The sequence below is a fragment of the Candidatus Cybelea sp. genome (assembly GCA_036489315.1).
Taxonomy (GTDB): Bacteria; Vulcanimicrobiota; Vulcanimicrobiia; order Vulcanimicrobiales; family Vulcanimicrobiaceae; genus Cybelea.
The window spans coordinates 24,343-38,594 of the sequence record DASXFZ010000045.1 but is presented as its reverse complement, the minus strand read 5'-3'; the positions used below and the strand labels follow the sequence as shown (position 1 = coordinate 38,594).

Genomic DNA, 14,252 nt, shown 5'->3' with positions numbered 1-14,252 from the left:
GAGTCAGGCTCGCGCGACTCGACTGATCGTGAACACCGCTCCCGCGGGATCGGAAATCACGCAGCGCCGGAACCCTGCTGCGTCATGCGGCGGCACGAGCAATGCGGCGCCGCAGTCTGCAGCACGAGCCGCGCCGGCATCGACGTCGTCGATCCAAAAGTCGACGCTCCAGTGCGGGACAGCCTCGGAACCCGCTTCGTGCTCGATCATTACGCCGACGACGTCGCGCGGTACCGGCTGAGTAGGTTCGCCGCCGAAATATCCCGGCAGCCGGCATAGCGTCGCGCTCATTGCGCCGGCTGCAAACCTCTCCCACTCCCAGCCGAAGAGCGTGTGATAGAAACGCTTCGCCGCTTCGATATCCGGCGTGAACAGCGCGCTCATGGCCCACGCGCTCGGCTCGTTGATCAGCTGTGCCCCGGCTCGCTCTGCGGCCTCCCAAAGACAGAACTGGGCACCGGACGGATCGGCAACGACCGCCATCCGGCCGGCGGGAAGCGCGTCGAACGGTGCAGCGAGAATCGTTCCCCCGGCGCGCTGCGCCAGCGCGGAGCTTTCATCGACGTCGGCTACGCTGACGTAGGTTTCCCAAAAGCCCGGCGAGCCGCCAAGGTTCGGCGGTGCCGAGCCTACGCCGGCGACGTCGCGCCCGCGCAGCCGAGCGACGAAGTATTTGCCGCCCGCACTCGGCATCGGCGCCGGGCCGATAAACTCCCATCCGAGGACGTTGCCGTAGAAGCGAAGTTCGGATTGCGGATCCGCAGACAGCAGGTCGACCCAGCAAGGCGTTCCCGGGGGATAGTGCGATCGTTCACTCATCTGCTCGGACCCCGCTGCAGATTCAGCATCCACCGAATGCCGAATTTGTCGACCGCCATTCCGAATTTGGGAGAGAAGAACGTCTCTCCGAGCGGCATCATCACCGTGCCGCCCTCGCTGAGTTTGGCAAAGACTGCATCGATCTCGGCGGCATCGGGGCTCTGGATTCCAATCGAGAAGTTGTCGCCGGCGGTAACGATGCCCCGCGCCGGCGGGAGGTCCATCGCGTTGATCGTTCCCAGCGGCGAGCGGAGCGTGCCGTAGAGAACCTTCTCGCCGTATTCCGGCGGGGCTTCGGCTGCGGCCGGCGTTCCCGCAAAGCGGACGATCTCCAACTCGCCGCCGAGCGCGTCGCGATAGTGTTCGAGCGCGTCCTGCGCGTTTCCATTAAAGACCAGATTCGGTTCGAGTTGCATGAGAAATCCTTTCGTTGCGATGCAAGAAGGGCGAAGGAAAGAAGACGCCGTATCGCATTGGCGCATTGTAACAAGCGCACTTGCTTTTTACAAGTATATTGCAAAAGAAAAAGTTCTGCTTTATAATCGAAGCGTGGCCGCCCGAACCTACAACCAGTATTGCGGCCTGGCGCGCGCCGCGGAGCTCCTCGGCGAGCGTTGGGCCCTATTGATCGTGCGCAACCTGTTGGTCGAGCCGAAGCGTTTCACCGACCTGCAGCGCGGGCTCACGGGGATTCCCAGCAACGTCCTGACGACGAGGCTCAAAGAGCTCGAAGAGGCGGGGGTCATTCGGCGGCGCGTTCTGCCCAGACCCGCCGCCGCGATCGTTTACGAGTTGACCGAATACGGGGCGGAGTTGGAGACCGCGCTGATCGCCATCGGCCGCTGGGGCGCCAAGTCGCTGGGCGATCCGCGCCCGGCGGAGCGAATAACCGAAGATTCGATGATCGTGGCATTGCGCTCGATATTTCGCCCCAACGCCGCCGCGGGGGTCAAGGCGAGCTTCGAGCTGCACCTCGGCCCGATTGTTTTGAACGCGCGTGTCGCCAACAAGCGCGTCGCCGTCGCGCCGGGCCCGCTTGCGGGAGCCGATCTGATCATTGAGGCAGGACCCGCAATCCGCGCGCTCATGGCCGGCGAGATTACGCCGGCCGCGGCGCGCAAGAGCGGCGTCGTCAGGATAAACGGTAACGGTCGGCCCGAAATGCTCGAGCTCTTCGCCAAACTCTTTCGGATCGACCCCAAACCGGCAGCGTCCTAAAACGTAAGCCGATAGCTGTCGTTGGCGGTGCCGCACGCTACGTCGGGTGTCTTCAGCTTGAAGTTGAAGACCGTCGTCCCGTTCCCGGCGTCTGTCGCGCGCGGCCAAACGTACGTGAACTGGTACGACTGCCCCACGGGCAGCGGCGGAATGCCCTTCGCGTCGACTTGCTGAGCGCCGTCGAAAATTTGAATGGTCTGAATGACGTTGGACGCCTGCCTCTGGGCGCCGACGTTGGTTACCGTGCCGGCGATCGTGTAATGGTTAAGCGCGTTGCTCGTGACGACGCTTTTCACGCTCACCGAGGTGATCGCCGGGTCAGGCCCAGCGCAGGTCGCCGCCCGTGCGGCCGCCGGGCAAGCCACCGCGGCGGCGATTATCAAGCTGATGGCACGAATCATTACAGGTACCTCGCTTTTAACGTGTCGACCGCTTCTATACCCGCCGCGAGCCCGTGATATTCCTAGAGCGCCCCGACGCCGGCGGGTCTGGCGCGGATGAAGCAGATGCTCGATCGTTTTCCAGCAAGCTCTCCGCGATCGATACGAGCAAACGCAACGCTGCGCGGTCGCAGCGGCATGCGGTTAATGCGGTTCGGGGCAAGCATTCGACTATGCCGTCGGGAAGGTACCAATCGAGGATCTGCTCGCCCAGTACAGAGCAAGAAAGGCGCCGCGTTCAGCCTTGAAGAGTTTCACAACGATCTGCTCTCGCACGGAACGGTGCCGGTCAGCATCATCGCAAGCGAGATGCTCGCGCAATAAAACCAATGGGTTCTCCTAGCTCGGCGTACGAGCGCTTTCGAGCGCTCCACGAACGGCCACGCGCCTTCATCATGCCCAACGCGTGGGATGGCGCGTCGGCGGCGCTGCTCGCGCGCGCCGGATTCGAGGCGCTCGGCAGCACGTCGCTTGGCCTGGCTTTCTCGCTCGGGCGCCAAGACGGATGTCACACCGTCTCGCGCGCGCAAGCCGTCGCGCACGCGGCGCTGCTCGGGCGCGTGAGCGGACTGCCGATAAACGGCGATCTCGAAGATGGGTTCGGTGCCGATCCGCAAGACTGCGTGGCAACGGTGAACGCCGCCGTCGCGGCCGGTCTGGGGGGACTCGGCATCGAGGACACGACGGCCGATCCAGCTCATCCGATTCACGCCTTCGACGACGCGGTCGCACGAATCCGCGCCGCGGCCGGCGCAGCCGCCGGCCGCATCGTGCTCACCGGACGTACGGATAACTATCTGCACGGCCGGGCCGACCTCGACGATACGATCCGCCGCTTGACGGCCTTCGCTCAGGCCGGCGCCGACGTGCTTTACGCTCCGGGCTTGGACACGATGGAAGAGATTCGCGCCGTGGTGCGCGCGGTTGCGCCCAAACCGGTCAACGTTCTGATCGGTCCTACTCCGCCAGTTGCGCTTGCGGAGCTCGACGCGGCCGGCGTCCGCCGCATCAGCGTCGGCGGCGCGCTCTATCGGAAAGCGATGACGGCGCTCAATGAAACCGCGCTTGCACTGCATGCGGATTTGGCGGCTGCGACCGGCGCGATCCCCGGCAGCGAGATCGCGCCGTTATTTCCGCGAGATTAAGGTAGTTCGCGCAAGGGTTGGGCGGCGTCCGCGCTTTTCGCGCGAGCGTCGCCCATTCTTATCTTAGATTCGCGACTAAACTAGAAAGCGGTTACGCCGTTGGGCGTGCCGTTTCCGGTTGGCCCGTCGTAGCCCGGGCCGCCGGTGCAGAGTTCCTTGTGCTTGCACGAACCATTGGTGCCTGAAGTGACGTCGAAGAGCGACGCCCCCTTTGCGTAGAGCGACTCTCCTCCGTGCTGCGATGAGGCGTTACCGGCAAGCGCGTACACCGCGCCGATGATCGGCGACGCCGCGCTCGTGCCGCCGATGACGCTCCAGCCGCCGCGGTCGAACGTATCGTAAATCGCCACGCCCGTCGCCGGGCTCGCGACCGCCGAGACGTCGTTCATCGTGCGGAACTTGCAGCCCTTATCGTGCTGCCACGCCGGTTTATGGTGACGAAGCACGCATCCGCTTCCGGTTCCGGCCCACGCCGTTTCGCTCCAGCCGCGGCTTCCGGACGAAGTGCTCAAAGCAGTGCCGCCGACCGCCACGACGTCGTCGAAGCCGGCCGGCTCCCCGACCTTATATCCTTCGTCACCGGCGGCAGCGACGATAACGTGTCCGGGATGACGGTAGAACGCACTTCCCCCTAACGACTTGTCGTTGTAGCCGATGTAGCTGTTGCTGACGACGTCGGCATGAAGAATATTGACGGCCGTATTGACCGACGTGCCGAGATCGACGAAGTTGTTGGTCGTCCCCTCAACGAGAATTATTTTGCAGTTGGGGCAAATGGCCGAGACCATGTCGACGTCGAGCGATTCCTCGACACCCCAACTTGAACTGCCCTGCGGGTAGTTGCTCTGCTGCCCCTGCTCATTGACCTTTTCAAAGCACGGGTTCTTTTTGTTGCAAGCCGGGAGACCGAACTGCTTACGATAGACGGCGAGATCGCTCTCGGCATTGGGGTCGTCGAAGGCGTCGACGACGGCCACGACTTCACCCTTTCCGGCTTTGGCCGAGGGCAGGTTGTACGCGCTTTGGAGATCGCTTGGAACGAGCCCCGAAATGTCCGGGCCGCCGCCGACGTCCGTCCGGACCAGCGCCTGGCATTGTGCGATGTTCGGGCCATAGACCGCCGGGCACGCGCGAACGACGTTGGCTGAATAAGCGTACGCACCGCCGCGCTGCGCGGGCGCGACTGACGATTGTCCGCCGGCCGAGGGAATGCCCCCGGTATTCGCGCCGCAGGCGGACAACGCCAGCGCCAGCGCCGTTAATCCGGTGATTGGGAGAAATGAACGCACGGGAAAACCTCCGCAGAAAAAGTGGGATTATGCGTGGGGTAGTCAGTGAAGATTGCGTGAAGCCGGGCACGGCTCCTCGTTTGGAGAAGAGGCGCCCTGGTGGAGTCCCTCTTTAACGGGCCCGGTTCGCTGCGAGAACCATCCGAAACGCTTGCTTTTTGGCTGACGGGGCTGTGCGCGTTTCCCGCCGCCTTGCTGATCGGTTACGTGCTCCACGAGTCGATCGGCGCGTCGCAAGTTGCGCTCTTCATCGTCGTCGCGATGGTGTACGTTACATTGGCTCGGGGGCGCTTGCTCGGCTCGAGCGTCCGCATTCACCAGACGCAGTACCCACGCGTTTTTTCGATCGTGCGCGGTTCGTGCGCAGCGCTCGAGATTCCGATGCCGATGATTTTCGTACGTGAGGATAACTACGTGCCCGCGGTCGCGCTTGGCTTCGGCGTGCCATATTCGCTCGTACTCTCGAGCCACTGGGTCGAGCTCTTCTCCGACGACGAACTGACCTTTATGATCGGGCGCGAACTCGGTCACATTGCTGCCGGCCACACCCGCTTTCATTCTTTGCTCAGCGTCAACGGCGGCGAGAATCCGCTGATTTCGTTGATCTTCGGGGCGTGGCTGCGGCGCTGCGCGCTCACCTGCGATAAGGTGGGCCTGCTCTGCTGCGGGTCGCTCGAATCCGCGATCCGCGCGCTGGGCGTCGCGTCGTTTCACGAGTTCGGCCGGCGCGTCGATTATCAGGCCTTTGCCGAGCAGCAATCGGAAATCGCCTCCGACTCGGTGCTGCGCTGGGGCGAGTGGCTGAGCGCCGAACCATATGCCACTGCGCGCATCGCGTCGCTGAAGCGCTTTAAGGCGACGCAGGCGTTCGCCGATGCGGAGGCGTGGTTCGTTCGCGAGCGCTCGGAGACGCCCCCGGAGATCGCACTCCCAGGTGAAGCGACGGTCGCGACGCGAGACTGCGCGGGCTGGTGGCGGCGCTTCGCCGCCTGGGGCATCGACGCGGTCGTCGTCAGCGCGATCATCACCTCATTTGGCGGCTCGATCGCGCCGGGAGCCCACGCGAAGGAAGCGACGGCGTCGGTGTCGCCGGGCGACGTCGAGGTCGCTGCGCCCGGTATCGCGTCGATACGCATTAAGGGAAAAGAGAACCCTGCGCCGGCTGCGACGCCTTCGGCGCGGCGGTCGCCGACGGTGACCCGCGAAAAATACGACTTGGGGCCGATCACGCTCTCCGACCAAGGGACGACCGTCAATGTCGGCGGTTCGAGCGTACCACTCGAAGCAGATGCGTTCGGAGAGATCGTCGCAGCTGCAGTCAAGAAGCTGGGCTTCTCGTTTTGGTTCCCCGTCTATCTGGCGATTCTCGTCATCCTCGCCGGTCAAACGTTCGGCATGATGATCACCGGGTTACGCGTCGTAACAACGGACTTTTGCAAGCCGAGCATCGGCCGCACGATCGTGCGCTATCTCATCACCTTCGCGTTGTGGTGGCTGATCATGCCGCTGAGCCTAATCTGGCGGCGAGTGCTCCTTCACGACCGATGGACGAAGACGCGCGTCGTTAAGGTCGAACGCGTCGTCGCCCGTGCTACGGGTTCCCTTCCGACCTAACCGTCAGCCGAGCGGCCGCCGTACCCGAGAGAAGGTGTCCGACGGCGGCGTTGCTGCTGACCGTATCGATTTGCAGGCGGCCAACGTTTTCATCGACGTGCAGCGTTTGGTGCGTCGTTGGATCGACGAGCGACTTCGACTTGACGATCAAGAACGTTTGGCCTGGCTGGACGCCGGCGTTCGAGCCAATGTTGATGATGATGGTCTGACCGCTGACTTGAGCGATGTGCCCGGTGAGGGTTGGTGCGACCGGGCCCGAGTTGAAGCGGCTCGGATCGAGCGTCGCCGCAATCTTCGCGGCCTCGTCGTCGATCAGGTGCCCCATGTCGCTGTTCACGAACTGCTCGTTGCTGTACGATCCGCCGGTGTAGCCCGCAACGCCGCTCGCGTTCCACGACGTTCCAGAGCGGCTTGCTTCATCGGAGAAGCTCTGCACGATCTGTCCCGTCTTTGCGTCGATCACGCGCACCGCCACCTTGATCGTCACCCGGTGTGTCGCGACGCCGCCGGCTGCCGCGCCGAAGACTCCCGGCAGTAGGCTTCCGGCGCTGGCGCCGCTCTGGCCCGTCTGATCGAGTTGTATGATGTTTCCCGTCACGAGGTACCGCGCTCCGACGAGCTGGCCGGCCTTGATCGCCGAGGCCGGGTCGACCTCGCCGCTGGCCGCGAGCTGATGCTCGCCGAGCGTCGAGCTCAAGTGCGTACGATCGAGCACGTTGAAACGGCTGCCGTTGACCATCTGATCGGTCAGCAGATCGCTCAGCGCGACTCCCGGCTGAAAGTTGCCGTACCAGTCAGAGGTTAGCCCTTGCGTCGAGAAGTCGAGCACCGCGATCGGCGGCCGCGCGGCGCCCTGGGCGGCGAGGGTAAGTGGGGCCGCTGCCAAACCGGCAGCGATCAGAAGAGAAAGCAAACGTCCAAGCACCCCCTTGTTATACCACAAGCGCCGCCCCATGGGGTATTGTCACGGGGAGAGGAAGGCGGGACGTTTTAGAGAGGATGTGTGGCCGTTTCACGCTGACGAAGCCGCAGGGGTTGCGCACCGCCTTCCCCCAGTTCCGCTATCCCGAGTTCAGCGAGACGCGCCTTCCGCGCTATAACATTGCCCCGACCCAGGATGTACTGGGAGTTCGCAACGATGGGGAGAAACGCATCGAGCCGCTGCGTTGGGGGATTCGCGGGCGCATCAACATCCGCGCTGAATCGATCCTGGCCAGACGCAATCCGGTGCGGCGCCGCTGCGTCGAGTTCGCCGACGGTTTTTTCGAGTGGCGCGAGCGCCGCCCGTACTACTACACCTTGCGCTCGGGGAAGCCGTTCGCTTTTGCCGGGCTCTGGGAGCCGGCCGACGGCGTGCCCTGCTGCGACGTCGTTACCTGCAAGCCCAACGCGCTCGTTGCCCCGGTCCACGACCGGATGCCGGTGATCCTCACGCGGGAGGGCCTCGAACGCTGGCTGGATCCCGAACCTTTACCGCCCGAAACCGCCTCGACGATCCTGCTTCCGTTCGACGCCGCGCTGATGGATGTTCGGGAGGTCACCAGGCGCGTGAACAACGCTAACTACGACGTTGCCGATGTGCTCGACGAGCCCGATCCGCGCTTGCTCTGAATCAAGACAAGGCCGGTTGCGATTAGCCAGATCGCGGCCGGCAGAGCGCCGATAACCCCGGGTGCGGGGCCGCCGGGCGCCATCGGGCCGTAGGGAATGAAGATCGAGAGCGTGGCGACCGAGGCTCCGAACGCCGCAACGTAGCCTAGGGTCGCGAGCCAGGGCGGGGCGGAGTCGTGCCGGCGCATGCTGTGAGCCGCTGCAAAGAGAAAGACGGCGACGGGCGCGTAGCCGAGGCCGTTCTGAACGAAAACAAACGCGTCGTAGATGCCCGAGAGGGCGTTGTCTTGGAAGGTTTCCGGCGGAACGTAGACCGCGGCGGTCTGCAGCATCGCGGCCCACAGCGAGCTCGCGATCATCACGATCCCGGCGATCATCGCAAACGTCGGCAGCCCCTCCTGACGCCCAGGCGCAAAGCTCAGATAGCTGCGAAGCCCGACCAAAAACCATAAGAAGAAGGCGATTGCGGGAAAGGTAAGCCAGGCGCCCAGCAGCAGCATAAACTTATGCGCGTCGATGACCAGCGCGGCGTCCGAGCTCTTCATCTCGATCGACGGCATTCCCGACGTCAAAATCGTTGCGACGATGAGAAGCGCAACGTAGCAGAGGACCGACCAGCCGGCGGATCGTTCCGCGTGAACGTTTTCCATAGACGGTTCACTCATGCTAAGACTGAAAAGATTCCTCCCTTGCTCGCCCCTTCACAGCCCGTAATACTTAAACGCCGGCCACATAGCGGCGAGCGAGACGCGCGGCTTCGTACAGAGGTAAATCGGCAGCGGGCCTTCGAGCATCCAGCGGTAGTCGTTGCGATAGAGCGCGACTTGGCGAACGCTGCCGAACCAATGCAGCAGCAGATGGTAGTCGGTCGCTCCGACTGCCAAAACCGAGGCTCCGCTATAGCCTCGCGTTCCCCAAAGGTAGTAGTTGTTGTTGGGACTGATCGCAACCGGCAGTCCGTAACGCGCGCCGTAATAGTCGAGTGCGCCCGCATACGCGTAACGATCGGCAAAGACGGCGGTCGCCCTTCGTTGCTGAGGCGGAAGCGACCAGTACGCACCCGCGACCGTTTGCGTCATCGTCTTCCAGCCAAGCTGGTCGGCATACATCGGATTGATCAGATGGCTCTTACCGTCGGGCGGTGCGGGGCGGCTCAATCCGATCGCGCGTTCGTAGGCCATATACTGCGGCAATGAAAGAATTGGCAACGCGAGGGGAACCATCGGTATGCCGGCGATGAATGCGGCGGCTGCGATTGCCGCTTTAGCCCACCGCGGTTTGGCGCTGAGCGCGGCTTCGATTGCGACCGCTCCGGCGGCGAACAGCGCCGGATAGATCCCTTGAATGTAGTACCCGCGTCCGATCGTGAGAACCAGCATTCCCAAGAGAAGTAGATAGGCCACCGCCAAGAAGCGGTACGGAGGCCTTCGCAGCAGCCAAATGAGGCCCCAGATCCAGATGACTCCGAAGAGCGGATTATTGTACATGAACTGCAGGCCGAACATAAAGCGAGCGTTGATCCAGCGGTTCGGCGATTCGTCAGCCATCCCGTTGGCGAGCGCGTGGCGGTTCAACTGGTCGTTGTGCAGCACTTCGAGCATTGGAAAACCGTGGAAGACCTGCCAGAGTGCATTGGGGAGCACGAGCAGAGCGGTCAGGGCGATGCCGATCGCGAGCCGGCGCGAATGCAGAAGCTTGCCGTGCCCCGTGCAGAGCAACCCGATTGCGAGCGCGACGGCGCATGCGGCGATCGAATACTTCGCATAGAGCGCCGTCGTGACGACGAGAGCCATCGGCAGGTAGAGCCGGCGATCGCCGCTCTTTACCAGGAGAATGGTGAGGTAGATCAAGGCGGTCCACGTCGCCGGCGAAAGGAACTCGGTCGACAGCCCGTACGCGATTCCGACGAGCCCCGGGGCAAGACCGACAGCCAACCCCGTCAGCAGCTGGGCATAGGCACGACCGCCGAGCTCTCGTGCGATCGCGCAGGCGAGCAGTACCGTTACGCCTGCGAGCACGCTGGGGAAGAAGCGCACCGCCCAAACGGGATATCCCAGGGGCGCGGTCAGCCACGTTACCAGCGGGGCGAGCGGCGGCTGGTCTACGTATCCCCACGCCAAATGCTTGGCGCAGTCAATGAAGTAGAGCTCGTCGCGATAGAGTCCGAAGCGGTGGCAGAAGGCGAGGTGTACGGCGGCACAGATGAGAGCTAAGGCATACGCGATCGGCGATAGCCGCGGCTTCATGCAGTCGTCGTCGCCTGCGATCCAGCGAGCACCAGTTGGCTGATGCAAAGGCCGACGAGCCCGGCCTCCACGATCGACCCAAAAATGAAGCTCGCGTCCCACCACGTCCCGCCAAAGAGCGGCACGGCGAACGCGAAGTACGCGGCAAAGTAGACGGACGGAACGGCAAAGCCCAAGAGGCGAAGCGCGTTTGGCCGGCGCGGACCGGCCGCAAGCTTTGCGACGATGAAGTCACCGATCGCGCCGGCGGCGGCGGAGGCCAGGACGACGAGCAGCACCTCGTTGGGGTCGTTTGCGATCTCGCCGCAGATCCATAGTTTGACGGCAACGCTCAGAACGATCAGAGCTCCGAACCGCAGCTGCGTGCGCACGCAAAGGTAGAGCACCGCTGCGGATAGCAGCAGGCTCTGCCAAATGACGATCGATATCTCGAGCGCCTGTTTATAGAATAGGAAGACGGAGAGCACGAACTGCTCGCCGGGAAACCCGCTCTGCGCAAGGGGGCGATCGCGCATCAGCGCCTCGGGATAGAAGCCGTACTGCGTGCAGAACTGGATGATCTCGAACGCGAGGCCGAGCGATATCAGCATCGGCAGTTGTCCGAGCAGCGTGGCGGCCGGCTGCCGCCCGAGCGCGCTGCGAACCGGACCCGTAACCAAGAAGAAGAGGCCGGTAAGCAAGAAAAGGTGCGGCGGGCTCAAGAGCAGATCGAGCTGGTGCTCGAAACCGAAGAATGCGTGCCAGACGAAATCGAGCGCGCCTCCCACGAGCAACCCCACGACGCCGATAACGCTCCCTGCATAGCCTTGCGGGACCGCCTTCCAAAACGAGCCGGCGCTGCGATAATTTCGGGCGATCGTGACGGCGAGGACGGCGGCCGCGAAGATCGCGCCGGTGTACATCGTGACGTGCCAGGGATTGAAGAAGGATTCGACTGCAAGGAACAGATGCTGATGCGCGTCGACGAAGAGGCCCGTGATGATCCACACACCCGCGAAGGTGACCAGCCAATCGAGCCAGGTGGGCACGCCCGAAGCATCGACCGCGAGATCGAGGAATGGTAATGAAGGCCTCGCCTCCCCCGTACGGGAAAGCAAATTAATCGACTTCATAGCTCGGCTGTCATTCTTATGCTTCGATTGACCTCGAAACCCTCCTCGACTCTCGTTCCGGCGATAACGCTGGGGGCACTCTGCTGCATCAGCGGATGCTCGTCGGCGCCGGTTTCGGTGCCTTCGAATTTAACGGTTTCTAGCAAGCTTCCCCAGCCGATGCCGCGGGCGCCGGTCGCGCAGCCGAACGCCCCTCCTCAGATCGTGGCAATGTGGTTTTCGACGCTGACGATTACGCCGGGGAGCTGGTTTGACGGTACGATCGTTGGAAGCACGAACGTGGCATCGGTCGAAGTGCGAACCGCGGCTTTTTCGATAAATAGCAAACAGGTCGCGCCGGGTGTCTATCGCTTTCACATGCGCGTGCTCGAGCTGCCGCCGCTCTCACGCCGCCACGGGTACGAACTCTATATCATCGCGCGAAACACGCCGGGCGAGCAGTTCGTCGAAGAGGCGCCGCTCCGGGTGGAGTAGTGCGATTAGCGTTCGCGTTGCGAATAAGCGTGCGTGAACTCCGCACCGAGGAGCAGAATCTGCGACGAATAGTTCGCCCAAAGCAGAAAGACCACGAGCGAACCGAAGGCGCCATACGCCGAGCTCACGCCGGCGCCGCTCAGGTACCACCCGAGTAAGAGCTGTCCGGCGACGAAGAGAACCGCCGTCAAGCCGCCGCCCAGCCACACGTCGCGCCACGCAACTCGCGCGTCGGGTAAATACTTGAAAAGCAGGACGAAGAACAGCCAGCTGAGCGCTGCCGAAAGTACGAAATCTGCCGGCTTCGCAAGCGCGGCCGGCCCCGCGATCGAGAGGCCGAAGTGACTCGATGCGACGGCGAGCGCGGTATTTGCCAGGACCGAAAGCATCAGCAGCAGCGCGAGTGCCAGCATCATCGCAAAGACGAGGGCGCGTTCTTTGATCGTTTGCCCGATGCCGAGTCTTTTCGGAGCGACCTCCCAAACGCTGTTCAACGCAAACTGGAGTGCGTTAAATAGCCCGATGGCCGCTACGACGAAGAGCGCCCAGCCGGCGATCTGCGCGATAACGGAATGACGCTGCTGGTCCAGCGTGGAAGCCACGATCTGACGCACCGCGAGCGTGCCGGGTCCCGGTATACGCTCGTAAATCGCGTTAAGCGCACTCTGGTGAGAGTGAATGAAGAGGCCGGCGATCGCAACGACGACGATGATCAGCGGCGCGACCGCGAAAGCGGCAAAATAGGCGAGCGCGGCGGCCAGCCATTGCGCGTTGTGGCGTTGGTAGTTCGTCCACGTTTGCACCGCCAAACGGAACGGCAGCGACCGCGTCACAGAGGCGCACTTCTGCCGGAAAAGGAACGATCGAGTGCCGCGGCCTTCGAGCGGTATCCCCCAGACACTGCCACCTTACCCCAGCGCGGCACGTCGACCGTATCGCCGATGGTAGGGCGCAGGCATGAAGAAATCGTGAAGGAGAGGAGCGTGAAGCTCTCGGACCTCGCCGCTATGCACGCCGGCTTTCGAATTGTCGTCGTAGGCCTCGCGCTGGCGGCCGGCTGCGGCCGGCAGCCGGGCGGTGCGGACCCGCTGCCCGCCGCGCCGGGCGTGCGCGCGCAACGTTCGAACGGGAGTGTGGCTAAGGCGTATGTGTTCTTGCGCTTCATGATGGACAGATACGCCAAGGGTGCGGCGATACGCCTCGTCCGGAGCTTCGACGGCGGCCCATTGCGGCATTTCACCGATGCGGTGACCTACGACGATGCGCTCTTCGTCGATGCGATGCTGGCCGAGGGGACCGATGACGGCGTGTCTCGCTCGAAAATCGTCGGCAGCGCCTTTCTCTTCGTACAGGCGCACGACCCGGCCGGCGACGGACGTCTGCGCGCTGCCTACGCGCCGCGGCCGCTGCGGAGCCCACAAGACATCAAGATCGACGACGGCAGCAGCGATGCCGGCAACATGGCCTGGGTCGGGCAAGCGCTCGTGCAGCTGTACGTAAGGACGGGCGAGGCGCGGTATTTGCGGGGCGCTGCTGCGATCGCGGCGTGGCTTGCGCGCAACGCGCACGATACTCGCGGCAGCGGCGGCTACACCGGGGGCTACACCGCACGCGGTAAGAAGATTGAGTGGAAGTCGACGGAACACAACATCGACATTTACGCGTTCTTCGAGATGCTTGCCAGCCGAACCGGCGAGCGGAAATGGGACGCAAAGGCGCGCTGGGCCGAGCGGTTCGTCGCCTCGATGTGGGATGCGCGTGACGGCCGATTTTACGTCGGCACCGGCAACGACGGCGTTACCCCGAACAAGTCGTTTCGGCCCGAGGATGTTAACTCATGGAGCTATCTCGCGTTCGAAAATTCTCACTGGGCCGCCGCTCCGAGCTGGGACGTCACGCATCTCGCGGTAGGTAAGGGCGGCTTCGACGGCGTCAGCTTCTGCAGCGGCGACCGCTCGGGAGTGTGGTTCGAGGGAACCGCTCATCTCGCCGGAGCGCTGAAGTTGCGCGCTGCCCGAGGCGACCGGTCGCAGGCGCAGACGTATCTCGCGGATATCGCGTACGCGCAGCAAAACGGGCTCAATGGCGACGGCCGCGGCATCATCGCAGCCTCCAAGAATGGCTTGAGCGATTGCGACGGCGACAAATATTTCGCATCGCCGCAGGTCGGCGCTACGGCGTGGTACGCGCTCGCCTCCGGCGGGTTCGATCCTTTCTTGCCGTTGCCGTCGCCCTAGAGCGTACACTGCCATACTGATGGCAGGGAGCGGCCGTATCGTGGCGG

General features: G+C 63.5%; 15 protein-coding genes. 6 read left to right on the top strand and 9 right to left on the bottom strand.

All coding sequences use genetic code 11. From position 1 onward, the window contains the following. Positions 1–3 precede the first annotated feature (3 nt). Complete coding sequence (locus tag VGG51_10085) at positions 4–819, bottom strand: VOC family protein (GenBank protein HEY1883373.1); 816 nt, start codon at positions 817–819, stop codon at positions 4–6. Then, a complete protein-coding gene (locus tag VGG51_10080; GenBank protein HEY1883372.1) occupies positions 816–1,235 on the bottom strand; it encodes a VOC family protein in 420 nt (139 codons plus the stop codon). Before VGG51_10080 ends, VGG51_10085 begins: the two co-directional genes overlap by 4 nt. A gap of 133 nt (positions 1,236–1,368) precedes the next feature. Between VGG51_10080 and VGG51_10075 the strand changes: the two genes are divergently transcribed. Continuing rightward, positions 1,369–2,037, top strand: coding sequence for a helix-turn-helix domain-containing protein (locus VGG51_10075; protein HEY1883371.1), 669 nt, complete (start codon positions 1,369–1,371; stop codon positions 2,035–2,037). Here VGG51_10075 and VGG51_10070 read toward each other — a convergent pair. Further along, positions 2,034–2,438 carry a hypothetical protein gene (locus VGG51_10070; GenBank protein HEY1883370.1) on the bottom strand — a complete coding sequence of 135 codons (405 nt, stop codon included), beginning with the start codon at positions 2,436–2,438 and terminating at the stop codon, positions 2,034–2,036. The genes VGG51_10075 and VGG51_10070 overlap by 4 nt on opposite strands. 368 nt (positions 2,439–2,806) lie before the next feature. Here VGG51_10070 and VGG51_10065 point away from each other — a divergent pair, with 368 nt between their 5' ends. Then, the gene (locus tag VGG51_10065) at positions 2,807–3,622 is read left to right on the top strand and encodes an isocitrate lyase/phosphoenolpyruvate mutase family protein (GenBank protein HEY1883369.1); all 816 of its coding nucleotides are present in this window, start codon (positions 2,807–2,809) and stop codon (positions 3,620–3,622) included. An 80-nt stretch (positions 3,623–3,702) separates the two neighbouring features. Here the strand turns inward: VGG51_10065 and VGG51_10060 are convergent, their stop codons facing one another. Beyond that, a complete protein-coding gene (locus VGG51_10060; protein HEY1883368.1) occupies positions 3,703–4,911 on the bottom strand; it encodes a hypothetical protein in 1,209 nt (402 codons plus the stop codon). A gap of 99 nt (positions 4,912–5,010) precedes the next feature. On the opposite strand from VGG51_10060, the gene VGG51_10055 reads away from it, so the two are divergent. Further along, positions 5,011–6,525: an RDD family protein gene (locus VGG51_10055; protein ID HEY1883367.1), complete on the top strand. Its 1,515-nt coding sequence runs from the start codon at positions 5,011–5,013 to the stop codon at positions 6,523–6,525. Here the strand turns inward: VGG51_10055 and VGG51_10050 are convergent. After that, positions 6,503–7,438: a CsgG/HfaB family protein gene (locus VGG51_10050; protein ID HEY1883366.1), complete on the bottom strand. Its 936-nt coding sequence runs from the start codon at positions 7,436–7,438 to the stop codon at positions 6,503–6,505. The two genes, VGG51_10055 and VGG51_10050, sit on opposite strands and share 23 nt — an antisense overlap. An 86-nt stretch (positions 7,439–7,524) precedes the next feature. Here VGG51_10050 and VGG51_10045 point away from each other — a divergent pair, with 86 nt between their 5' ends. Further along, positions 7,525–8,136 carry an SOS response-associated peptidase gene (locus VGG51_10045; protein HEY1883365.1) on the top strand — a complete coding sequence of 204 codons (612 nt, stop codon included), beginning with the start codon at positions 7,525–7,527 and terminating at the stop codon, positions 8,134–8,136. On the opposite strand, the gene VGG51_10040 is transcribed toward VGG51_10045, so the two are convergent. From VGG51_10040 to VGG51_10030, 3 genes are read right to left on the bottom strand one after another with little or no spacing between them, the layout of a single operon-like run. After that, positions 8,088–8,786, bottom strand: coding sequence for a DUF4386 family protein (locus VGG51_10040; protein HEY1883364.1), 699 nt, complete (start codon positions 8,784–8,786; stop codon positions 8,088–8,090). The two genes, VGG51_10045 and VGG51_10040, sit on opposite strands and share 49 nt — an antisense overlap. A gap of 51 nt (positions 8,787–8,837) precedes the next feature. Continuing rightward, entirely contained in the window at positions 8,838–10,382 is a 1,545-nt protein-coding gene (locus VGG51_10035; protein HEY1883363.1) for a glycosyltransferase family 39 protein, read from the bottom strand. After that, positions 10,379–11,494, bottom strand: a complete 1,116-nt coding sequence (locus VGG51_10030; protein ID HEY1883362.1) for a hypothetical protein — start codon at positions 11,492–11,494, stop codon at positions 10,379–10,381. Before VGG51_10030 ends, VGG51_10035 begins: the two co-directional genes overlap by 4 nt. 159 nt (positions 11,495–11,653) lie before the next feature. Here VGG51_10030 and VGG51_10025 point away from each other — a divergent pair, with 159 nt between their 5' ends. Beyond that, positions 11,654–11,968 (top strand): hypothetical protein, encoded by a 315-nt coding sequence (locus VGG51_10025; protein HEY1883361.1) that lies wholly within the window; start codon positions 11,654–11,656, stop codon positions 11,966–11,968. Between the two features lie 5 nt (positions 11,969–11,973). Here the strand turns inward: VGG51_10025 and VGG51_10020 are convergent, their stop codons facing one another. Further along, positions 11,974–12,801, bottom strand: coding sequence for a YihY/virulence factor BrkB family protein (locus tag VGG51_10020; GenBank protein HEY1883360.1), 828 nt, complete (start codon positions 12,799–12,801; stop codon positions 11,974–11,976). 150 nt (positions 12,802–12,951) lie between these two features. On the opposite strand from VGG51_10020, the gene VGG51_10015 reads away from it, so the two are divergent. After that, positions 12,952–14,205, top strand: a complete 1,254-nt coding sequence (locus tag VGG51_10015) for a hypothetical protein (GenBank protein HEY1883359.1) — start codon at positions 12,952–12,954, stop codon at positions 14,203–14,205. The last annotated feature ends 47 nt before the right edge of the window (positions 14,206–14,252 follow it).

Coding starts and splice junctions, on each gene's coding strand:
- VGG51_10065 (HEY1883369.1), top strand. CDS start 2,807: ATGGGTTCTCCTAGCTCGGCGTACGAGCGCTTTCGAGCGCTCCACGAA.
- VGG51_10035 (HEY1883363.1), bottom strand. CDS start 10,382: ATGAAGCCGCGGCTATCGCCGATCGCGTATGCCTTAGCTCTCATCTGT.
- VGG51_10030 (HEY1883362.1), bottom strand. CDS start 11,494: ATGAAGTCGATTAATTTGCTTTCCCGTACGGGGGAGGCGAGGCCTTCA.
- VGG51_10025 (HEY1883361.1), top strand. CDS start 11,654: ATGCCGCGGGCGCCGGTCGCGCAGCCGAACGCCCCTCCTCAGATCGTG.
- VGG51_10040 (HEY1883364.1), bottom strand. CDS start 8,786: ATGGAAAACGTTCACGCGGAACGATCCGCCGGCTGGTCGGTCCTCTGC.
- VGG51_10080 (HEY1883372.1), bottom strand. CDS start 1,235: ATGCAACTCGAACCGAATCTGGTCTTTAATGGAAACGCGCAGGACGCG.
- VGG51_10070 (HEY1883370.1), bottom strand. CDS start 2,438: ATGATTCGTGCCATCAGCTTGATAATCGCCGCCGCGGTGGCTTGCCCG.
- VGG51_10045 (HEY1883365.1), top strand. CDS start 7,525: ATGTGTGGCCGTTTCACGCTGACGAAGCCGCAGGGGTTGCGCACCGCC.
- VGG51_10085 (HEY1883373.1), bottom strand. CDS start 819: ATGAGTGAACGATCGCACTATCCCCCGGGAACGCCTTGCTGGGTCGAC.